The following is a 15,038-nucleotide window of genomic DNA, read 5'->3' as shown; positions in this document are numbered from 1 at the left end:
GAGGTATTAATTTTTTTGATATGCAAAGACTTAAAGGACAAGCTGCTTTAATTACAGGTGCCAGCTCTGGCATCGGACAGAATATTGCTATTGCGATGGCCAATGAAGGTGCTGTTGTAGGTATCAACTATTCCAGCAGTGAGGATGGAGCCAAAGAGACCTTACGGCAGGTAAAACAGGCTGGCAGCGAAGGTATGATCATACAGGCAGATGTGAGCGATCCAGAAAGCGTAAATAATATGTTCGGTCAGTTTATGGAGCGTTTTGGCACCATAGATATTCTGGTCAGCAATGCTGGCATCCAGAAAGATGCTGCCTTTCTGGACATGAGTTTTGAAGACTGGCAGAAGGTACTTGCAATAAATCTGAACGGACAATTTCTCTGTGCCCAGCACGCCGCCAAAGAATTTATAAAAAGAGGTGTTGTAAACGAACGCTCCAAAGCAGCTGGTAAAATCATCTGTATGAGCTCAGTGCATGACATCATCCCCTGGGCAGGCCATATCAATTACGCGACTGCTAAAGGGGGGGTGATGATGCTGATGAAAACGATGGCGCAGGAACTGGCTCACCATAAAATCAGGGTAAACGCATTGAGTCCGGGAGCTATCAAAACGCCTATCAATGAAGAAGTATGGAAGGATGAAGAACAGCGAAATGAGCTACTAGCGCTTATTCCTTATAAAAGAATAGGAGAACCTGAAGATATTAGCAATGCTGCGGTATGGCTGGCTTCTGATGAATCAGATTATGTAAACGGGCAAACGATATATGTCGATGGAGGGATGAGCCTCTACCCCGGTTTTATTGGTAACGGTTAAGAGACACGCTGAGCTTTCCCTAAACTGATTGCACATTGTTCGGCACATTTCTCTCCGTCTATGGCAGCAGAGATGATACCTCCGGCATATCCCGCTCCTTCTCCGCAGGGATATAAACCTTTGACCTCTACATGTTCCAGGCTTTGGTAATCACGGGGAATACGTACCGGAGAAGAAGTTCGCGATTCAGGCGCATGCACTACTGCTTCATTGGTCAGATAGCCACGCATTGCTTTACCGAACTGCCGGAATCCCTCCTGCAGTGCGCGGTAGATGAAACTGGGTAATACTTCTCCCAATTCTACTGAGCTGGTGCCCGGAAGATAAGAAGTAAAAGGAATATCCTGTGAAACTTTTCCTTGGGTAAAATCTACCAGACGCTGGGCGGGTACTTTTTGCGTTTTTCCTGCCAGAGTCCAGGCTTTTTGCTCAATGCTCTTTTGAAATTCTACGCCTGCCAACGGCCCCATTTTCTGATACTCTTTAAAATCTGCTACTTTCAGTTCCACCACAATACCGGAATTGGAAGTAGGCTGATTTCTCTTGGAAGGCGACCAGCCATTGGTCACTACTTCTCCCGGAGCGGTAGCGCAGGGGGCAATGATGCCTCCCGGACACATACAGAAAGAATAAACTCCCCTTCCCTGCACCTGCCTGACAATGTTGTAAGGTGCGGGCGGCAGATAATCTCCCCTACTTTCACAATTGTATTGTACGCTGTCTATCAGCGTCTGACTATGTTCTACCCTCACACCCAGCGCAAAAGGCTTGGCTTCTATCCTGATTCCTTTTTGCTGCAGTAATGCAAAAATATCCCGGGCTGAATGTCCGGTAGCCAGAATGAGTTTAGAGGCTTCAAGGATATCACCACGCTCTAACCTGACACCCTTCACTTCATTTTGCTGAATGAGAATATCGCTGACCTTAGCGTCAAAAACCACTTTCCCTCCCTGTCGGATAATGGTTTCACGGACAGCGGTCACGATCTGGGGTAGCTTATTGGTACCAATATGCGGATGCGCATCAACCATAATATCGGGATGAGCACCATGAGCTACCAGTAAATGCAGGATACGCTGTACATCCCCTCTTTTCTTGGAACGGGTGTACAGCTTGCCATCAGAATAGGTGCCGGCTCCCCCCTCTCCAAAGCAATAATTAGAATCTTCGTTAACGATATGCGCACGGGTAATGGCGGCCAGGTCACGTCGGCGATTTTTCACATCTTTGCCTCGCTCCAGTACAATGGGCTTCAGTCCTTTTTCAATGAGCCTGAGCGCGGCAAACAAGCCTGCCGGACCTGCGCCCACCACAATCACCTCCTGCGCCTGAGACACATCAGGATAGTCGGGTAGTTGTATCGGCACTTCCTCAAAGTCTTCATCTACAAAAACTCCTAGCTTCAGATTGATTTTCACCTTACGCTGGCGGGCATCAATAGAGCGCTTGAGCACTTCCAGATGCCTGATCTCTGCGGAGGCAATGGCCAGCTTACGCGAAACCTCTTTCATTAGAGCTTCTTCATGGGCAGCTATTTCGGGTGAGACCTGTAATTGTATTTCCTCTCGCATAGGATCAATTCATCAGTTTAGTGAAGTGCTTAGCACAAAGCAATCAATGCTTTTTTGGGGTGGCAAGTTCGTGAATTTGCAGGATTTTCTATACTTGTATACAGTTTAAGGGCTCGAAAAATGCTTTACTTACCTGGTATTTCATTATTACTGTTTGAATAGCTCGAACTAAACTAACATAATCTGCAAACATTTTCTTTTCCTCAAATAAGCCTTACCTTTGCCTCGTACTATGGTGGCTTCGTCCGTTGCTGACTACACGGACAAGCTGTAAATAGGGAATGCGGTGCAAATCCGCTGCAGTCCTCGCTGCTGTAACTCTTTTTCCGATCACTCATCGGAAGCAAACTTTCCGGCACTGCCACAGTCACTTTACTGGCCTACGCCAGCATGGGAAGACAGCCGGAAAGCAAGAGAAGCCAGAAGACCTGCCATCGTACTTCGCCGACTTGTTTCCGAGGGTTGAAACAAAAAGGAAGCTTACAGAACAATCTTATGAAATTTTTGAACAGGCATATAGCATTGCGCATGTTTTGGCCATGCTATTGTAGTATTATATGCATTTATCTGCTGCTTGGCGCTTGCGAAAGCACCCCTCATCAGCAGCAAAACAATACTTCTTCCGTAGCATCCCCTTTCTGGACGGAAGAAGCACAGGTCAACTATGCCCAGGGCTTTGATATCAGCTATGAAGACGATTATAAAGTACTCCACCTGATGCAGGGTGAAGACACTACACACTATATCCTTTTACCAGAAGGGACTACTCGCCCCGCTGCTTATCCTGAGGCCCAGACAATCAGTATTCCTATCTACAGCCTGGCAGCTTTGTCTACCACCCATGTTGCGCTGGCAGATTTTGTTGACGCCGACAGTATCATCATCGCTCTGGACAATACAGACTATGTCTATGACCCTGAGGTAAGAGCCAGAATAGAAGCAGGAGAAGTCACTGCCATTGGTGAGGCGGGCAGCCTTAACCAGGAAATGGTACTCGCCCTGCAGCCTGACCTGCTTATGGTATCCGGTATGCCCAATACCGATTTGCAAAAATATAATACGTTGAGCAGCTCTGATATTCCGGTACTCATCAATACCGAGTGGATGGAAAATACCGCCTTGGGCAAAGCGGAGTGGGTAAAACTGATGGCGGCTTTACTCAATCGGGAGGAAATCGCAAACGCCAAATTTGACTCCCTTGCCCAAACCTATCAGCAGATCGCTCAGTTAACAAATAATCTGGAAGAAAGACCTGAAGTCATCAGCGGCTCCCCTTTTCAGGGATCATGGTATGTGCCGGGAGGGAAAAGTTATCGCAGCAAAATGTTTGAGCAGGCAGGAGCCCACTGGCCCTGGAGCGATAGCGAAGAAGTAAGTCTACCTGTAGCCTTTGAAAACATATACGCTTATGGACTGGAAGCCGACTATTGGCTTAATCCCGGCATGGTAAATACCATGGATGAACTGCTGGCCAAGGACGAGCGCTTCGCAGATTTTAAAGCTTTTCAGAACGGAAAGGTCTACAATCATAACCGCAGGCTGACACCCAAGGGGCAGGGCAATGACTATTACGAAAGCGGGGTAGTCAATCCTCACCTCATCCTGGCGGATCTCACCCATATTCTTCATCCGGACTTGCTACCCAGCCATCAGTTGTATTACTACCAAAAGCTGAAATAGCCATGCCTGCCACAATAAAAAAGGACCATAGTAAAGAAGCATTAGGCTATCCGCGCACAGGCCTTCTCCTTTTAGGGCTGCTGGTGTTGACGCTAATGCTGTGGCTGGCGGATATTGCGCTGGGTTCAGTCGCTATACCTCTATCCGAAGTCATCAACAAACTTCTGGGAAAAACGCTGGACAATCAGGCTTTTGAAAATATCGTCATGAAAATCCGGCTGCCCAAAGCCATCACCGCGGTACTGGCAGGTGCTGCGCTATCGGTAGGAGGCTTGCAGATGCAGACGCTTTTCCGCAATCCTTTGGCGGGTCCATCTGTGCTGGGCGTTACCTCAGGAGCAAGCCTGGGCGTAGCTTTGGTCACACTTTCCAGCGGGCAGGCTACTACCGTTTATGCGATACAGCAGTTAGGCATCAGCAGTAGCTGGCTGGTGGCGATAGCCGCGAGTTTAGGTGCTGCTCTGGTTTTATTTATCGTGTTAGGTATCTCTTTCAGGGTCAATGATTATGTAGTGCTGCTGATTGCCGGTATCATGATTGGCAATATCACCCTATCTCTGGTCAGCCTCTGGCAGTATTTTAGCAATCCTGAACAGATTCAAAACTACTTACTCTGGACCTTTGGCAGCTTGCATGGCGTTACTCAGAAGCATCTTTGGGTGATGGTTATAGTCGTTTCACTAGGCTTACTGCTCACGCTTCTGCTGACTAAGCCTCTGAACGCACTTTTGCTGGGCGAACATTATGCGCAGAGCCTGGGCGTCAACATCAAACAACTGCGCATTGGTGTTATCATCGCTACCAGCTTACTGGCGGGCGTGGTAACGGCTTTTTGCGGGCCTATCGGTTTTATCGGCATCGCTGTACCCCACCTGAGCAGAGGACTTTTCCATACGGCCAGTCACAGTATATTGGTACCCGCTTCGGCCTTGCTGGGCGCCATTACCCTTCTGGGCTGCGACCTGATTGCGCAGGTACCGGGCAGTAGCATTACCCTGCCCTTAAATGCGATTACCGCACTAATCGGCTCGCCCGTCGTCATTTATGTCATTCTTAAAAACCGAAGACAGCAAAGTGCTTTTCATTAGGGTTAATAGTTGAGGCTGAAAGTTTAAAGATGCAGAACGAAAACACCATATTGTTTACCAGAGGACTATCAGTAGGCTATTCTCCCGATAAGCTACTGATCAGCAAACTGGATCTGAAGGTAAAAAGAGGAGAATTGATTTGTCTGCTGGGTACCAATGGCGCAGGTAAATCTACCTTGCTGCGCACCCTGGCAGGCATGCAAGCTGCGCTGGAAGGAGAAGTAAGCATAGCGGGAAAGCTGCTCTCCGAAATTTCTCCCCGAAGGCTGGCGCAGCAACTTAGCCTGGTGCTTACAGAAAGAGGCATAGCGCTCAACTTACGGGTACATGAGCTGATCGCCATGGGCCGCCACCCTTACAGTGGCTGGTTTGGCCGTCTCAGTCAGGTCGACCGCAAGCTTATTGATCAGGCAATGGAAGATACAGCTACGCTGGAGTTTGCCAATCGTCCGTTTTACGAACTGAGTGATGGTGAAAAGCAGAAAGTCATGATCGCCAGAGCTTTAGCCCAGGATACGCCTCTCATCATTCTGGATGAGCCTACGGTTCACCTGGACTTGCCCAATCGGGTGGAGATCATGCAGCTATTGCACCGGCTTACCCACGAGAAGCAAAAAGCCATACTCATGAGTTCGCACGATCTGGAACTGGTGATACAATCAGCAGATCAGTTATGGCTCTTGCATAAGCAAAATATCTGGTCAGGCATACCGGAAGATTTGGTGTTACAGGGTAAAGTGGAAGCTTGTTTCCAAAGTAAAAACCTCCGCTTTGACCAGCAGAAAGGCAGCTTTGTTATTCGTCGGAAACCCACACTGCCGATCAGGCTAAATGGAGAGGGAATACTCACGCACTGGACACAGCAGGCGTTGGAAAGAGTGGGCTATAAAATTGTAGAAAATGCAGATACAAAGCTGTCTGTACAAATACAGCAGACCAGCCCTACCCCCACCTGGATCATTCAGGGGCAGGGCAATTCCATTATGTGCCGCTCGCTTTCCGCACTACTCAGCAAGCTAAAGGACAAGCGTTACTATGTTTCAAGAGAATTAAGGGACAAGGAATGAGGCGACTGCTCACCATATTATTTTTTACATTTTGTTCGCTGGATGCTATAGCACAGGAAGCTGATAGTATCTTGCTGGATGCCGTAGAAATTTTCGGTATCCCTGCTAGCAAATATGCCAGTGGAAGCTCTATTGTACGCATTGATTCCGTCGCCAAGGCATCTCAGGTCAATGGTAGTTTACAAGACCTGCTGCAACAGGAGACTTCTTTGTATTTCAAAGAATATGGTTATGGCATGGTATCCAGCATCAGCATGCGCGGTACATCTTCCAGCCATACTGCGGTGCTCTGGAATGGGCTTAACATCAACTCTCCTACCCTGGGCTCTACGGACTTTTCTAATCTCCCTGCTTTCATGTTTGATGAAGTGCAAGTGCATTATGGAGGGGGCAGCTCACTCTACGGCAGCGATGCCCTGGGCGGAAGTATTACTCTACAAAGTAATGCCCCTGAGCAGGAAGGGTTGCAACTACAGGCCAGCCAGACGATTGGCAGTTTTGGGCAGCTTTTCTCCGGTATCAAAGCCAATATAGGCCTACAAGACTGGCAGCTGGCGACCACGGTCTACCGCAATACCGCCGAAAATAATTTTCCCTTTGAAAATACTGCCAGGTACGGCCTACCGGAAGAAAGACAGGAGAATGCTGATCTACACAATTTTGGGGTGATGCAGGAAATCAGCTACCAACCTGCCAGCAATAAAAGATTAAGCCTGAATGCCTGGTATGAGGAGAGCGAGAATGGCGTGCTTCCGCTGATGAGCAACAACCTAAAAGAAGAAACTTATGAGCGCATAGAAGATACCCACCTGCGCTTATCTATGCAGTATCAGCAGCAGGAGCGTTGGGGACATTTGCAGGCTACCGCTGGTTTTGTACGTGATCAGCAGATATATGATCAGCAGGCTCCAATCATCGCGCAGCATACTCTGGCCAGACTACAATACGATAAAAATTTGAGCGAACGTCTTAGTATAAAGGTGGGCAGCGACTGGAGATATGTAAAGGCCGCTGTAGAAAGTTATGAACAAATCCGCTTTCAACACAGAGTAGATGCTTTTGCTTCAGCCAATTATCAGGCGCTGGAATGGTGGAAGCTCAGCCTTAACCTACGTCAGTCGTGGGTCAGTGGCTATGATCCGCCTTTCTCCCCCAGTCTGGGCAGTGAAATTCTGCTACTCAATAACAACACTCAGCAGCTAAGCTTAAAAAGTCAGGTCGCAAGAAATTATCGTGTGCCCACTTTCAATGATCTGTATTGGCAGCCGGGAGGTAACCCTGAGCTCAATGCCGAGAATGGCTGGAGCTATGAGAGTGGTTTGCACTACCAGACCAAAAGGCTGAATACTGAAGTCACCTACTACCATTCCGATATGGAAGACTGGATTGTATGGCTTGATCAGGGGACGTTTTGGCGTCCGCAGAATTTCAGAAACGTAGTGGTAAATGGTATTGAAGGTCGTGGGCAATATCAATTTACATTGAAAAAACTTAAGCTCAGGTTTAGCAGCAGTTATGCTTTTACCTCCTCCCTTAACAAAGTGCCGATTAACGAATACGACCGCTCGGAAAATAAGCAGCTGCCTTATGTACCACGTCACCGACTCACTTTCAATACGCATGCGGAATGGCGGGAGTGGTCAACCGGTCTGCTCAGTCAGTGGACCAGCCAGCGCTTCCTGACCACTACCAATGAAAGTGCTTTGGAAGGCTACGCCTTAGTCAACCTTCGCCTGAGCAGGACTTTTGAATGGTGGAAGACACAGCATGCAGTAAGCCTGAGAATTAATAATATCCTCAATACTGACTATCAGAATGTAGCCCGAAGGGCCATGCCAGGTAGAAATTACCAACTCAGCATTCAACTGCATTTTTCAGACTAGCAAAATTTAATTTTTCACTAATCATTATCCATTAAAAACACATGAACTTGACGAAACAACTTTTATCGTATTTTTTTCTGTCTACCCTACTTGTAGTAACCTTTGCCTGCGAGGAAGATTCACCGGAAGGACCAGCTTTAGGAGACAATATCATTGTTGTGAATGAAGGGAACTTTGGCCAGGGCAATGGCTCTGTCACGCTTCTTGATCGAGATATGGATACACTAAGCAATAATGTGTTTGCCTCTGCCAATGCACCTCGTGAACTGGAAGCTAGTGTACAATCCGTTACGGTTGAGGGCAACGAAGCCTTCATCATTTGTAATACTTCTGACAAGATTGAAATTGTAGATGCAGAAACTTTTGTAGCTATTCAGGCACCTCTTGAGGACGCAGGACTGATCAGCCCTCGTTATATGGATGTAGTGGGTGATAAGGCCTATGTTTCGGTTTGGGGAAATTTTGATGCAAACTATATGCTCCCCGAATCTAAAGTTGCGGTAATTGACCTTAATGATTACAGCATCATCAAATACATAGCTACCGAAGACGGTGCAGAAGACGTACAGGCTGTAGATGACAAAATCTTTGTAGCCAATAGTTATACCAACAAGCTAACCGTTATCAATACGAACACTGATGAGGTTGAAGAAGTACTTACGCTGGAGGGCAGCCCCCAGTGGCTGGAAGTGCATGAAAATGATCTGTGGGTAAGCGTAACCGGAGCGGCAGCTCAGTTTGTCAGAATCAACCCTGATAATAACAGTGTGGCAGCTACTGTAGATGTAGCGGGAAGCAATAGTAATGGAAAGTTTACTATCAATGATAACCTTAATGTGATTTACTTTATCGGCGCTGAGCCCTGGCCTGCTACTGCCACTTCAATCTACTCACTGGCTATTGACGAGGTTTCAGCCAGTCCTGAAGAAGTAATTAGCGGAGAATACTTTTATGCAGTTGGCAGTGACCCGCTTACCAACAATCTGTTTGTTGGCAACAGCAACTCTTTTCAGGGAGAAGGTACTGTGCTGGAGTATGATAGTGAGGGGACACTGCTAGAAACATATAGTGTAGGCGTTGGCCCAAATAACTTTGTATTTTAGATCCACTTAAACCTGTACCTGCTGCCCTGAAGTCTGTTCAGGGCAGCAGGTGGTCTAAGCTTTTTTCCTTAAGGTAAAAAGGGTAATTTCCCCCTGGCTGTTAAATCTTACTGGCAAGCCGGAAACACCACAGCCGGGGCTGGTATATCCCTGCATTTTACCAATATTCCATAAGCCCTTGTACAGCTTCTTTCCTTTTTTCAAGTGCTTGATCAGGGGTATACCACCTGGTAAACAGATTTGTCCGGCATGGGTATGCCCACAAAGGTACAAGGCATAGTTTTGGTCCGCTACTTCCTGGTACATTTCAGGAGAGTGTACCAGTGCTATTTTGAAACTGTCCTGCTTTGTATTTAGGGCGGTTTTAGCATGATGGGTAAAGTAAAAGTGCGGGTCGTCCAAACCTGTTACCAAAATACTATCCTGCCCACGCTCTAGTTGTACCGACTCATTGGTGAGCACCCTGACTCCCATATTTTCCAGTGGCTCCACAACCTGGTGGGTATCATGGTTACCCAGCGTCGCAAAAATCCCATCTTCAGCCTGTATACAAGCAATGATGTCTCGCAGTGGACTAAGTACTTTATCATCATAGTCACCCATCAATCTCTTGCGGTAATCCCCAGTAATAAAGCAGCTATGGTAATGAAGGTCTTGTAGCTTGTTGGAAATGGCTTCTTCAATTCCGGGCAGACAGTCAAGATGCAGATCTGTCAGATGCAGAATACTGTAACCATCAAATGCAGCAGGTAGCTGATCAAAATACAGTTCAAATTCATGTAGCTGTATTTTTTGCGCATTCCTTTTACCAATGGGGTATAGGCCACTCGCTTTGAGACCTAATGAAGCCACAGGGAGCAAGTAATCAATCCAGGTGACAAGTCCTTTTTCTTTTTCGTATTCGCTGAGTTGGTTGAAGCGTAATGCTTCCAGCTTCTTGCGGTTATTCAGCCAATTTTGTCTGTCAGTCAGTTTTGATTCTGCTATCAGCATAGCAATCCTAGATTAAAGTGATGTTACAAAGTACCACAATGTCATGTTTTGTAAAGCCTTGGTAATGAGAAAGGTGTTACAAATGTGCTTTTCCGTTTAAAGCTTTACAAAACAGTCTTTCTTCACTACAGGGACAGACAAATTCCTTGCCTGTCTTACATGGAACACGATAAAAGTGAAAGCTTAACAGGAAATTAGGGTAAAACAAAAAAAACCCGGACAAATTGCCCGGGCCTGATGTGCTAGAGGCGGGAGTCGAACCCGCACGAGTAAAACTCACACGTCCCTGAAACGTGCGCGTCTACCAATTCCGCCACTCCAGCATTGATAAACTTTGAAAAGCTATTCTTTTCAAAAGGGAGCACAAAGTAAACATTTAGTTGGGAAGTTAGCAAGGGAAACTTTTTTCTTATGGATTAAAAATTCGTTTTGCTCCTGCCCAACGTGTATGAAAATAATCCTGATATAAGTGATCCACTACTACGCCTCTGCTGCTGGAAGCATGAATAAAAGCCGGACTGCCCTCTCTTTCTCCTATATATACGCCCACATGAAAAACTCTACCGTTGCTATGCTGAAAAAAAACCAGATCCCCCTGCTGCAAGCTATCTGCATGCACAGCTACTCCCTGTTTATATTGTTGGGCAGCCGAAGCGTGTAAACTCACACCTAACTGCTGATAGAGATATCGGGTATACCCGGAACAATCAAAAGCTTGTTCATTTTTACCCCCGAAGCGATAAGGTGTACCCTCCAGCCTAAAAGCTACACAGAGCAGACTATCCTTTGCTGCCTCTATGGATGTAGCTGAATCTGGCGTAGTTGAAAAACCAGCAGCAATCAAAAAAGTGGCGAGGCAGAGCAGCACTCCCCAGAGAACAAAACTTTTGACATTACGATACCGGTCTACATACCTCCGCTTCATTCGCAATCATTTACTGAAACATCTTTTTCAGCGCATTCCAAAGCTGTACTTTGAAATCTCTGTTTTGTGCAATTGACAGCAAATCATCGGCCAGCAGTAGTTTTCTCCCTTCGGCATCTTCAGTAATGTGATATTTTTGAAAAAAATGACTCAGCGACCACGAAAGGGGAAGCTGGCCAAATGCTAATATAGTATTGCATTCAACATGCTGTATAGATTCAAAGATATTCTTTCGCTGCTCAAATTCAGCTTCCAGTAGTGCCCAATTACATAGTGCTACATCATCAAAGTTAAGCTTAACCGCTTTGAGAATATTTCCTAAAAAACCGCGTTCCTCTTTGCCCAGAGATCTATTCTTCTGATCATAAAATAGTACTACCACCCCTTTGTGATTTCCTCCTTCAGTCTCGGGAATGGGCAAGGGAGCAGCTGGTCTGGCAGCAGGAGCTGCTTTACTCTCTTCTTTATCCTGTACAGCCATTTGCTGTACTGTCTCTGTTTCAACGATACCCTCCGCCTCCGCAGCTCCTGCTTTCTGCGCTATTATCGGTGGTTCTGCTTCAGGTACCAGATAGATAGGCTCCGTGAGGAAAAAACGCAGGAAATTTAAGTCTTCTTGTGCATGCATCGCTTCTACCTTTTTTCGTTAATATCAAAAATGGAACGAAGCTCATGGGCTTCAGTAGGCTTCATTCTACCGGCCAGGACTAAACGCAGCTGTCTCCGACGTAATGCACTGTCAAATAATTTCTGCTCTTCTTCAGTTTCCGGTACTACTTCTGCCACGCCTACTTTTTGCCCTTCCATATCTACGGCCACCATGGTGAAAAAAGCGCGATGGCTTTCTACAATTTTACCGTTAGGCACATCTTCGGCTTTTACTTCTATATGTACTTCCATGGAGGTGTTAAAGGCACGGGTTACCTGGGCTTTTAGGGTTACTACATTCCCAATCTTGATAGGATGCGAGAAAGACACATTATCTACTGAGGCGGTCACCACCAGGCTGTTCGCATGCTTCTGGGCTGCAATAGCCGATACTATATCCATCCAATACAGCAGCCTGCCACCCATCAGTCCGTTCAGGCCATTAGTATCGTTTGGAAATACCATTTCAGTCATGGTGGTCAATGAGGCTTTAACAGATTTTTTTGATTCACTCATACCTTAAACTTAATGATTTTCCCAACCATGTTGACCCAATAAGGGGACAAAACTAAAATGGTCAAATTCTTTTTTACTTATTTTTCCATTCTTCTCCTTGATCACCAGAAGCATCTTTTGTGTTCTTCTATCTCCTACCGGAATCACCAGCCTTCCTCCGGGAGCCAACTGCTCTATCAAAGCCATTGGAACAGTAGGTGCCCCAGCAGTCACAATAATTCCATCATAAGGAGCAAAAGCGGGCAGGCCTTTGGTTCCATCTCCATGGAAAAGATGTGGTTGGTAACCCATACTTTTCAACAGGCTTGCCGCCCTCTGATGCAGGGGCCAGTTGTACTCAATAGAATAGACTTTTGCACCCATTTCCAGAAGTATGCTGCACTGGTAACCAGAGCCCGTACCAATTTCCAGCACTTTTTCTCCCGGCTTAAGCTGTAGAAGTTGGGTTTGAAAGGCCACGGTATAAGGTTGAGAAATGGTCTGTCCCTCTCCTATCTGAAAAGCTTTGTCCTGATAAGCATGCTCCAGAAAAGCATTATCCAGGAAAGCATGGCGAGGTACGGTATTGACGGCCTTTAGCACTTTCTGGTCTGTAATTCCTTTTCTATGGATTTTATTGACCAGTTGCCTTCTCATTCCTTTATGTTTGTAATTGTCTTCAATAGGCATGTTATTGATGAATTAATCTTAAAGCTGCGAATATACAGTTCTTTGCAGCAAAATAAAGCCCCAAAACCTTTCCAGAATATACCAAATAACTTTTTGCATCTCAATGAGAAGCACTATATTTAGTAAGTAGTTGAATATCCAACAAAAAAGCCATGGGCAAAAAAGTTAAAGTAGAAAACTCGCTTTCTACCATCATGGGCACTAGTTCTCGCCTGCTTAACAATAAGATCAGCAAGAACATGGGGAAATACCATGTAACTGTAGAACAATGGGTAATACTGGCTAGCCTCTGGAGACACGACGGCCAGAGCCAGCAAACCCTGGCAAATATGGTCAGTAAAAACAAAGCCAGCATCACCCATCTTATTGACAACCTTGAGAAAAGAAAACTGGTGAGCCGTAAGGCTGATCCCAATGATCGTAGAAATAAAAGGGTCTACCTGACTGAAGAAGGAAAAAGTCTGCAGGAAGAACTTGTCAAAGTTGTGAAAGAGACTACCCGGGAAGCTACACATGATATTGACAAAAAAGACTTAAAATCAGCCAAGAAGGTCATGAAAAAAATGATTGACAGACTTTCACTAGATTGACCTTCATTCTTGTGAATCAATACCTCCTAAACCCTAGCCAGTATGAAAATGGATTTACTTTCTGCCCTTCGTGAAATTCCTAATTTTGAAGGTATAGAAGATCAGCATCTGCAATGGCTTGCTGATAAAGGAGAACTTATCTTTTTGTCTCCCGGTGATTATTTGTTTAAAAAAGGAGAGCCGGCTGAGCATATGTATATCATGCTGGAAGGCATTATACAATTAAAAATTCCTCAGGGTAGCCAGCTCAGGGATGTAAGCCTCTTAGAAAAAGGAGATATTACAGGCATACTCCCTTACTCCCGCATGAAAGAAGCTGGCGGATATGGCGTTGCGACCACCAAAACCACTATTTTCAGCCTGCATAAAACCCATTTCCAGGAGATGGAGACCGAAAGCCATGCCATGGTACAGGCATTGGTATCGGTCATGACCAGCAGAACCAGAGACTATACCAGAAGACAACAGCAGAATGATAAAATGATGGCGCTGGGGAAGCTTTCTGCAGGACTGGCACATGAACTAAATAATCCTGCATCAGCCATCATCCGCTGTTCGGCAGCGCTAAAAAGCCACCTGCATAATACACCCGAAAGTTTCAAGCAGATCATTTCTGTGCGGCTAACACCAGATCAGGTAGACGAAGTGAATGATATTCTTTTTGCCAAAATCAACCAGCATGAGTTTCCCGAGCTTAGTATGCTGGAACGCAATAACCAGGAGGATGAAATTGCCGAATGGCTGGAAGATCAGGGCTTTGAAGACGCGTATGACATAGCTGAAACTTTTGTTTCCTTCGGGCTTACAATTGCTGATGTGGAAGAAGTGGGAGAGATCACTAAGGGTGAATACCTGCCACAGGTTTTGGGCTGGATACAAAATGTACTGAACACCGAAAGGCTTGTCGCTGAAATAGAACAGGCTTCCTCCAGAATTTCTGCTCTGGTGCAGTCAGTCAAGACGTACTCTCATATGGACCGTGCCCAGGATAAAGAGTTTGTTAATTTACATACTGGCATTGACAGTACCCTGACCATGCTCAGCCACAAGCTAAAGCAGAAAAACATTGAAGTCATAAAAAAATATGAAGATGACCTTCCCAGGGTAAAAGCTTTTGTCAGTGAACTGAATCAGGTCTGGACCAATATCATAGACAATGCCATTGACGCGATGGAACAGAAGGGTAGGCTTACTATACGTAGCCGTAGCATAGGGGAGCGGACTGAAGTCACCATACAAGATAATGGCTCAGGCATACCTCCTGATTTGTTAAGTCACATTTTTGATCCCTTTTTTACTACGAAGAGCATAGGGCAAGGTACCGGGCTTGGACTGGATATTGTCAAAAAAATACTGGATCAGCATCAGGCCGATATAGATGTAAAATCCAAACCAGGTGCTACTGTGTTCAAAGTCAGCTTTCCTGTTTCTTAAAACCGTTACCTTATTAAACAAAAAAGCGCTTTTATGCTCTTTACCTCTTA

At 45.9% G+C, this 15,038-nt stretch carries 14 protein-coding genes, 1 tRNA gene and 1 riboswitch; of the genes, 8 read left to right on the top strand and 7 right to left on the bottom strand.

Annotated elements, in window-relative coordinates:
- Nucleotides 1–20: 20 nt before the first annotated feature.
- Entirely contained in the window at nt 21–821 is an 801-nt protein-coding gene (locus OKW21_RS02525; RefSeq protein WP_277476889.1) for an SDR family oxidoreductase, read from the top strand.
- Here the strand turns inward: OKW21_RS02525 and OKW21_RS02520 are convergent.
- Entirely contained in the window at nt 818–2,392 is a 1,575-nt protein-coding gene (locus OKW21_RS02520; RefSeq protein WP_277476887.1) for an NAD(P)/FAD-dependent oxidoreductase, read from the bottom strand. The genes OKW21_RS02525 and OKW21_RS02520 overlap by 4 nt on opposite strands.
- 216 nt (nt 2,393–2,608) lie before the next feature.
- Nucleotides 2,609–2,842, top strand: a riboswitch (cobalamin riboswitch).
- A gap of 78 nt (nt 2,843–2,920) precedes the next feature.
- Between OKW21_RS02520 and OKW21_RS02515 the strand changes: the two genes are divergently transcribed.
- The 5 genes from OKW21_RS02515 to OKW21_RS02495 are packed head-to-tail and all read left to right on the top strand — an operon-like array spanning nt 2,921 to nt 9,213.
- Entirely contained in the window at nt 2,921–4,072 is a 1,152-nt protein-coding gene (locus OKW21_RS02515) for an ABC transporter substrate-binding protein (RefSeq protein ID WP_277476886.1), read from the top strand.
- Nucleotides 4,073–4,074: 2 nt separating this feature from the next.
- Nucleotides 4,075–5,160: an iron ABC transporter permease gene (locus OKW21_RS02510; protein ID WP_277476883.1), complete on the top strand. Its 1,086-nt coding sequence runs from the start codon at nt 4,075–4,077 to the stop codon at nt 5,158–5,160.
- Nucleotides 5,161–5,189: 29 nt separating this feature from the next.
- Nucleotides 5,190–6,227, top strand: a complete 1,038-nt coding sequence (locus tag OKW21_RS02505) for an ABC transporter ATP-binding protein (protein ID WP_277476881.1) — start codon at nt 5,190–5,192, stop codon at nt 6,225–6,227.
- Nucleotides 6,224–8,110 (top strand): TonB-dependent receptor, encoded by a 1,887-nt coding sequence (locus OKW21_RS02500; protein WP_277476878.1) that lies wholly within the window; start codon nt 6,224–6,226, stop codon nt 8,108–8,110. Before OKW21_RS02505 ends, OKW21_RS02500 begins: the two co-directional genes overlap by 4 nt.
- Nucleotides 8,111–8,157: 47 nt before the next feature.
- Nucleotides 8,158–9,213, top strand: coding sequence for a YncE family protein (locus tag OKW21_RS02495; RefSeq protein WP_277476876.1), 1,056 nt, complete (start codon nt 8,158–8,160; stop codon nt 9,211–9,213).
- Nucleotides 9,214–9,267: 54 nt separating this feature from the next.
- Here the strand turns inward: OKW21_RS02495 and OKW21_RS02490 are convergent, their stop codons facing one another.
- The 6 genes from OKW21_RS02490 to OKW21_RS02465 form a co-directional block, all read right to left on the bottom strand.
- Complete coding sequence (locus OKW21_RS02490) at nt 9,268–10,206, bottom strand: metallophosphoesterase (protein ID WP_277476873.1); 939 nt, start codon at nt 10,204–10,206, stop codon at nt 9,268–9,270.
- Between the two features lie 240 nt (nt 10,207–10,446).
- Nucleotides 10,447–10,529 (bottom strand) — tRNA-Leu (locus tag OKW21_RS02485).
- An 86-nt stretch (nt 10,530–10,615) separates the two neighbouring features.
- Entirely contained in the window at nt 10,616–11,131 is a 516-nt protein-coding gene (locus tag OKW21_RS02480; protein ID WP_277476871.1) for a C40 family peptidase, read from the bottom strand.
- A gap of 10 nt (nt 11,132–11,141) precedes the next feature.
- Nucleotides 11,142–11,759 (bottom strand): hypothetical protein, encoded by a 618-nt coding sequence (locus OKW21_RS02475; RefSeq protein ID WP_277476869.1) that lies wholly within the window; start codon nt 11,757–11,759, stop codon nt 11,142–11,144.
- A 5-nt stretch (nt 11,760–11,764) separates the two neighbouring features.
- A complete protein-coding gene (locus OKW21_RS02470; RefSeq protein ID WP_277476866.1) occupies nt 11,765–12,295 on the bottom strand; it encodes an acyl-CoA thioesterase in 531 nt (176 codons plus the stop codon).
- Nucleotides 12,296–12,304: 9 nt separating this feature from the next.
- Nucleotides 12,305–12,931 (bottom strand): protein-L-isoaspartate(D-aspartate) O-methyltransferase, encoded by a 627-nt coding sequence (locus OKW21_RS02465; protein ID WP_277476864.1) that lies wholly within the window; start codon nt 12,929–12,931, stop codon nt 12,305–12,307.
- Between the two features lie 185 nt (nt 12,932–13,116).
- On the opposite strand from OKW21_RS02465, the gene OKW21_RS02460 reads away from it, so the two are divergent.
- Nucleotides 13,117–13,554, top strand: coding sequence for a MarR family winged helix-turn-helix transcriptional regulator (locus tag OKW21_RS02460; protein ID WP_277476862.1), 438 nt, complete (start codon nt 13,117–13,119; stop codon nt 13,552–13,554).
- A 42-nt stretch (nt 13,555–13,596) separates the two neighbouring features.
- Nucleotides 13,597–14,988 carry an ATP-binding protein gene (locus OKW21_RS02455; RefSeq protein ID WP_277476859.1) on the top strand — a complete coding sequence of 464 codons (1,392 nt, stop codon included), beginning with the start codon at nt 13,597–13,599 and terminating at the stop codon, nt 14,986–14,988.
- Nucleotides 14,989–15,038 lie beyond the last annotated feature (50 nt).

It is taken from the genome of Catalinimonas alkaloidigena (assembly GCF_029504655.1).
GTDB lineage: Bacteria > Bacteroidota > Bacteroidia > Cytophagales > Cyclobacteriaceae > Catalinimonas > Catalinimonas alkaloidigena.
This window is presented reverse-complemented; position numbering and strand designations above follow the sequence as displayed.

Excerpts from the sequence above, each read along its gene's own strand:
- OKW21_RS02510 (WP_277476883.1), top strand. The coding sequence starts at position 4,075 with ATGCCTGCCACAATAAAAAAGGACCATAGTAAAGAAGCATTAGGCTAT.
- OKW21_RS02515 (WP_277476886.1), top strand. The coding sequence starts at position 2,921 with ATGTTTTGGCCATGCTATTGTAGTATTATATGCATTTATCTGCTGCTT.
- OKW21_RS02500 (WP_277476878.1), top strand. The coding sequence starts at position 6,224 with ATGAGGCGACTGCTCACCATATTATTTTTTACATTTTGTTCGCTGGAT.
- OKW21_RS02460 (WP_277476862.1), top strand. The coding sequence starts at position 13,117 with ATGGGCAAAAAAGTTAAAGTAGAAAACTCGCTTTCTACCATCATGGGC.
- OKW21_RS02520 (WP_277476887.1), bottom strand. The coding sequence starts at position 2,392 with ATGCGAGAGGAAATACAATTACAGGTCTCACCCGAAATAGCTGCCCAT.
- OKW21_RS02505 (WP_277476881.1), top strand. The coding sequence starts at position 5,190 with ATGCAGAACGAAAACACCATATTGTTTACCAGAGGACTATCAGTAGGC.
- OKW21_RS02480 (WP_277476871.1), bottom strand. The coding sequence starts at position 11,131 with ATGAAGCGGAGGTATGTAGACCGGTATCGTAATGTCAAAAGTTTTGTT.
- OKW21_RS02455 (WP_277476859.1), top strand. The coding sequence starts at position 13,597 with ATGAAAATGGATTTACTTTCTGCCCTTCGTGAAATTCCTAATTTTGAA.
- OKW21_RS02465 (WP_277476864.1), bottom strand. The coding sequence starts at position 12,931 with ATGAGAAGGCAACTGGTCAATAAAATCCATAGAAAAGGAATTACAGAC.
- OKW21_RS02470 (WP_277476866.1), bottom strand. The coding sequence starts at position 12,295 with ATGAGTGAATCAAAAAAATCTGTTAAAGCCTCATTGACCACCATGACT.
- OKW21_RS02525 (WP_277476889.1), top strand. The coding sequence starts at position 21 with ATGCAAAGACTTAAAGGACAAGCTGCTTTAATTACAGGTGCCAGCTCT.
- OKW21_RS02490 (WP_277476873.1), bottom strand. The coding sequence starts at position 10,206 with ATGCTGATAGCAGAATCAAAACTGACTGACAGACAAAATTGGCTGAAT.
- OKW21_RS02475 (WP_277476869.1), bottom strand. The coding sequence starts at position 11,759 with ATGCATGCACAAGAAGACTTAAATTTCCTGCGTTTTTTCCTCACGGAG.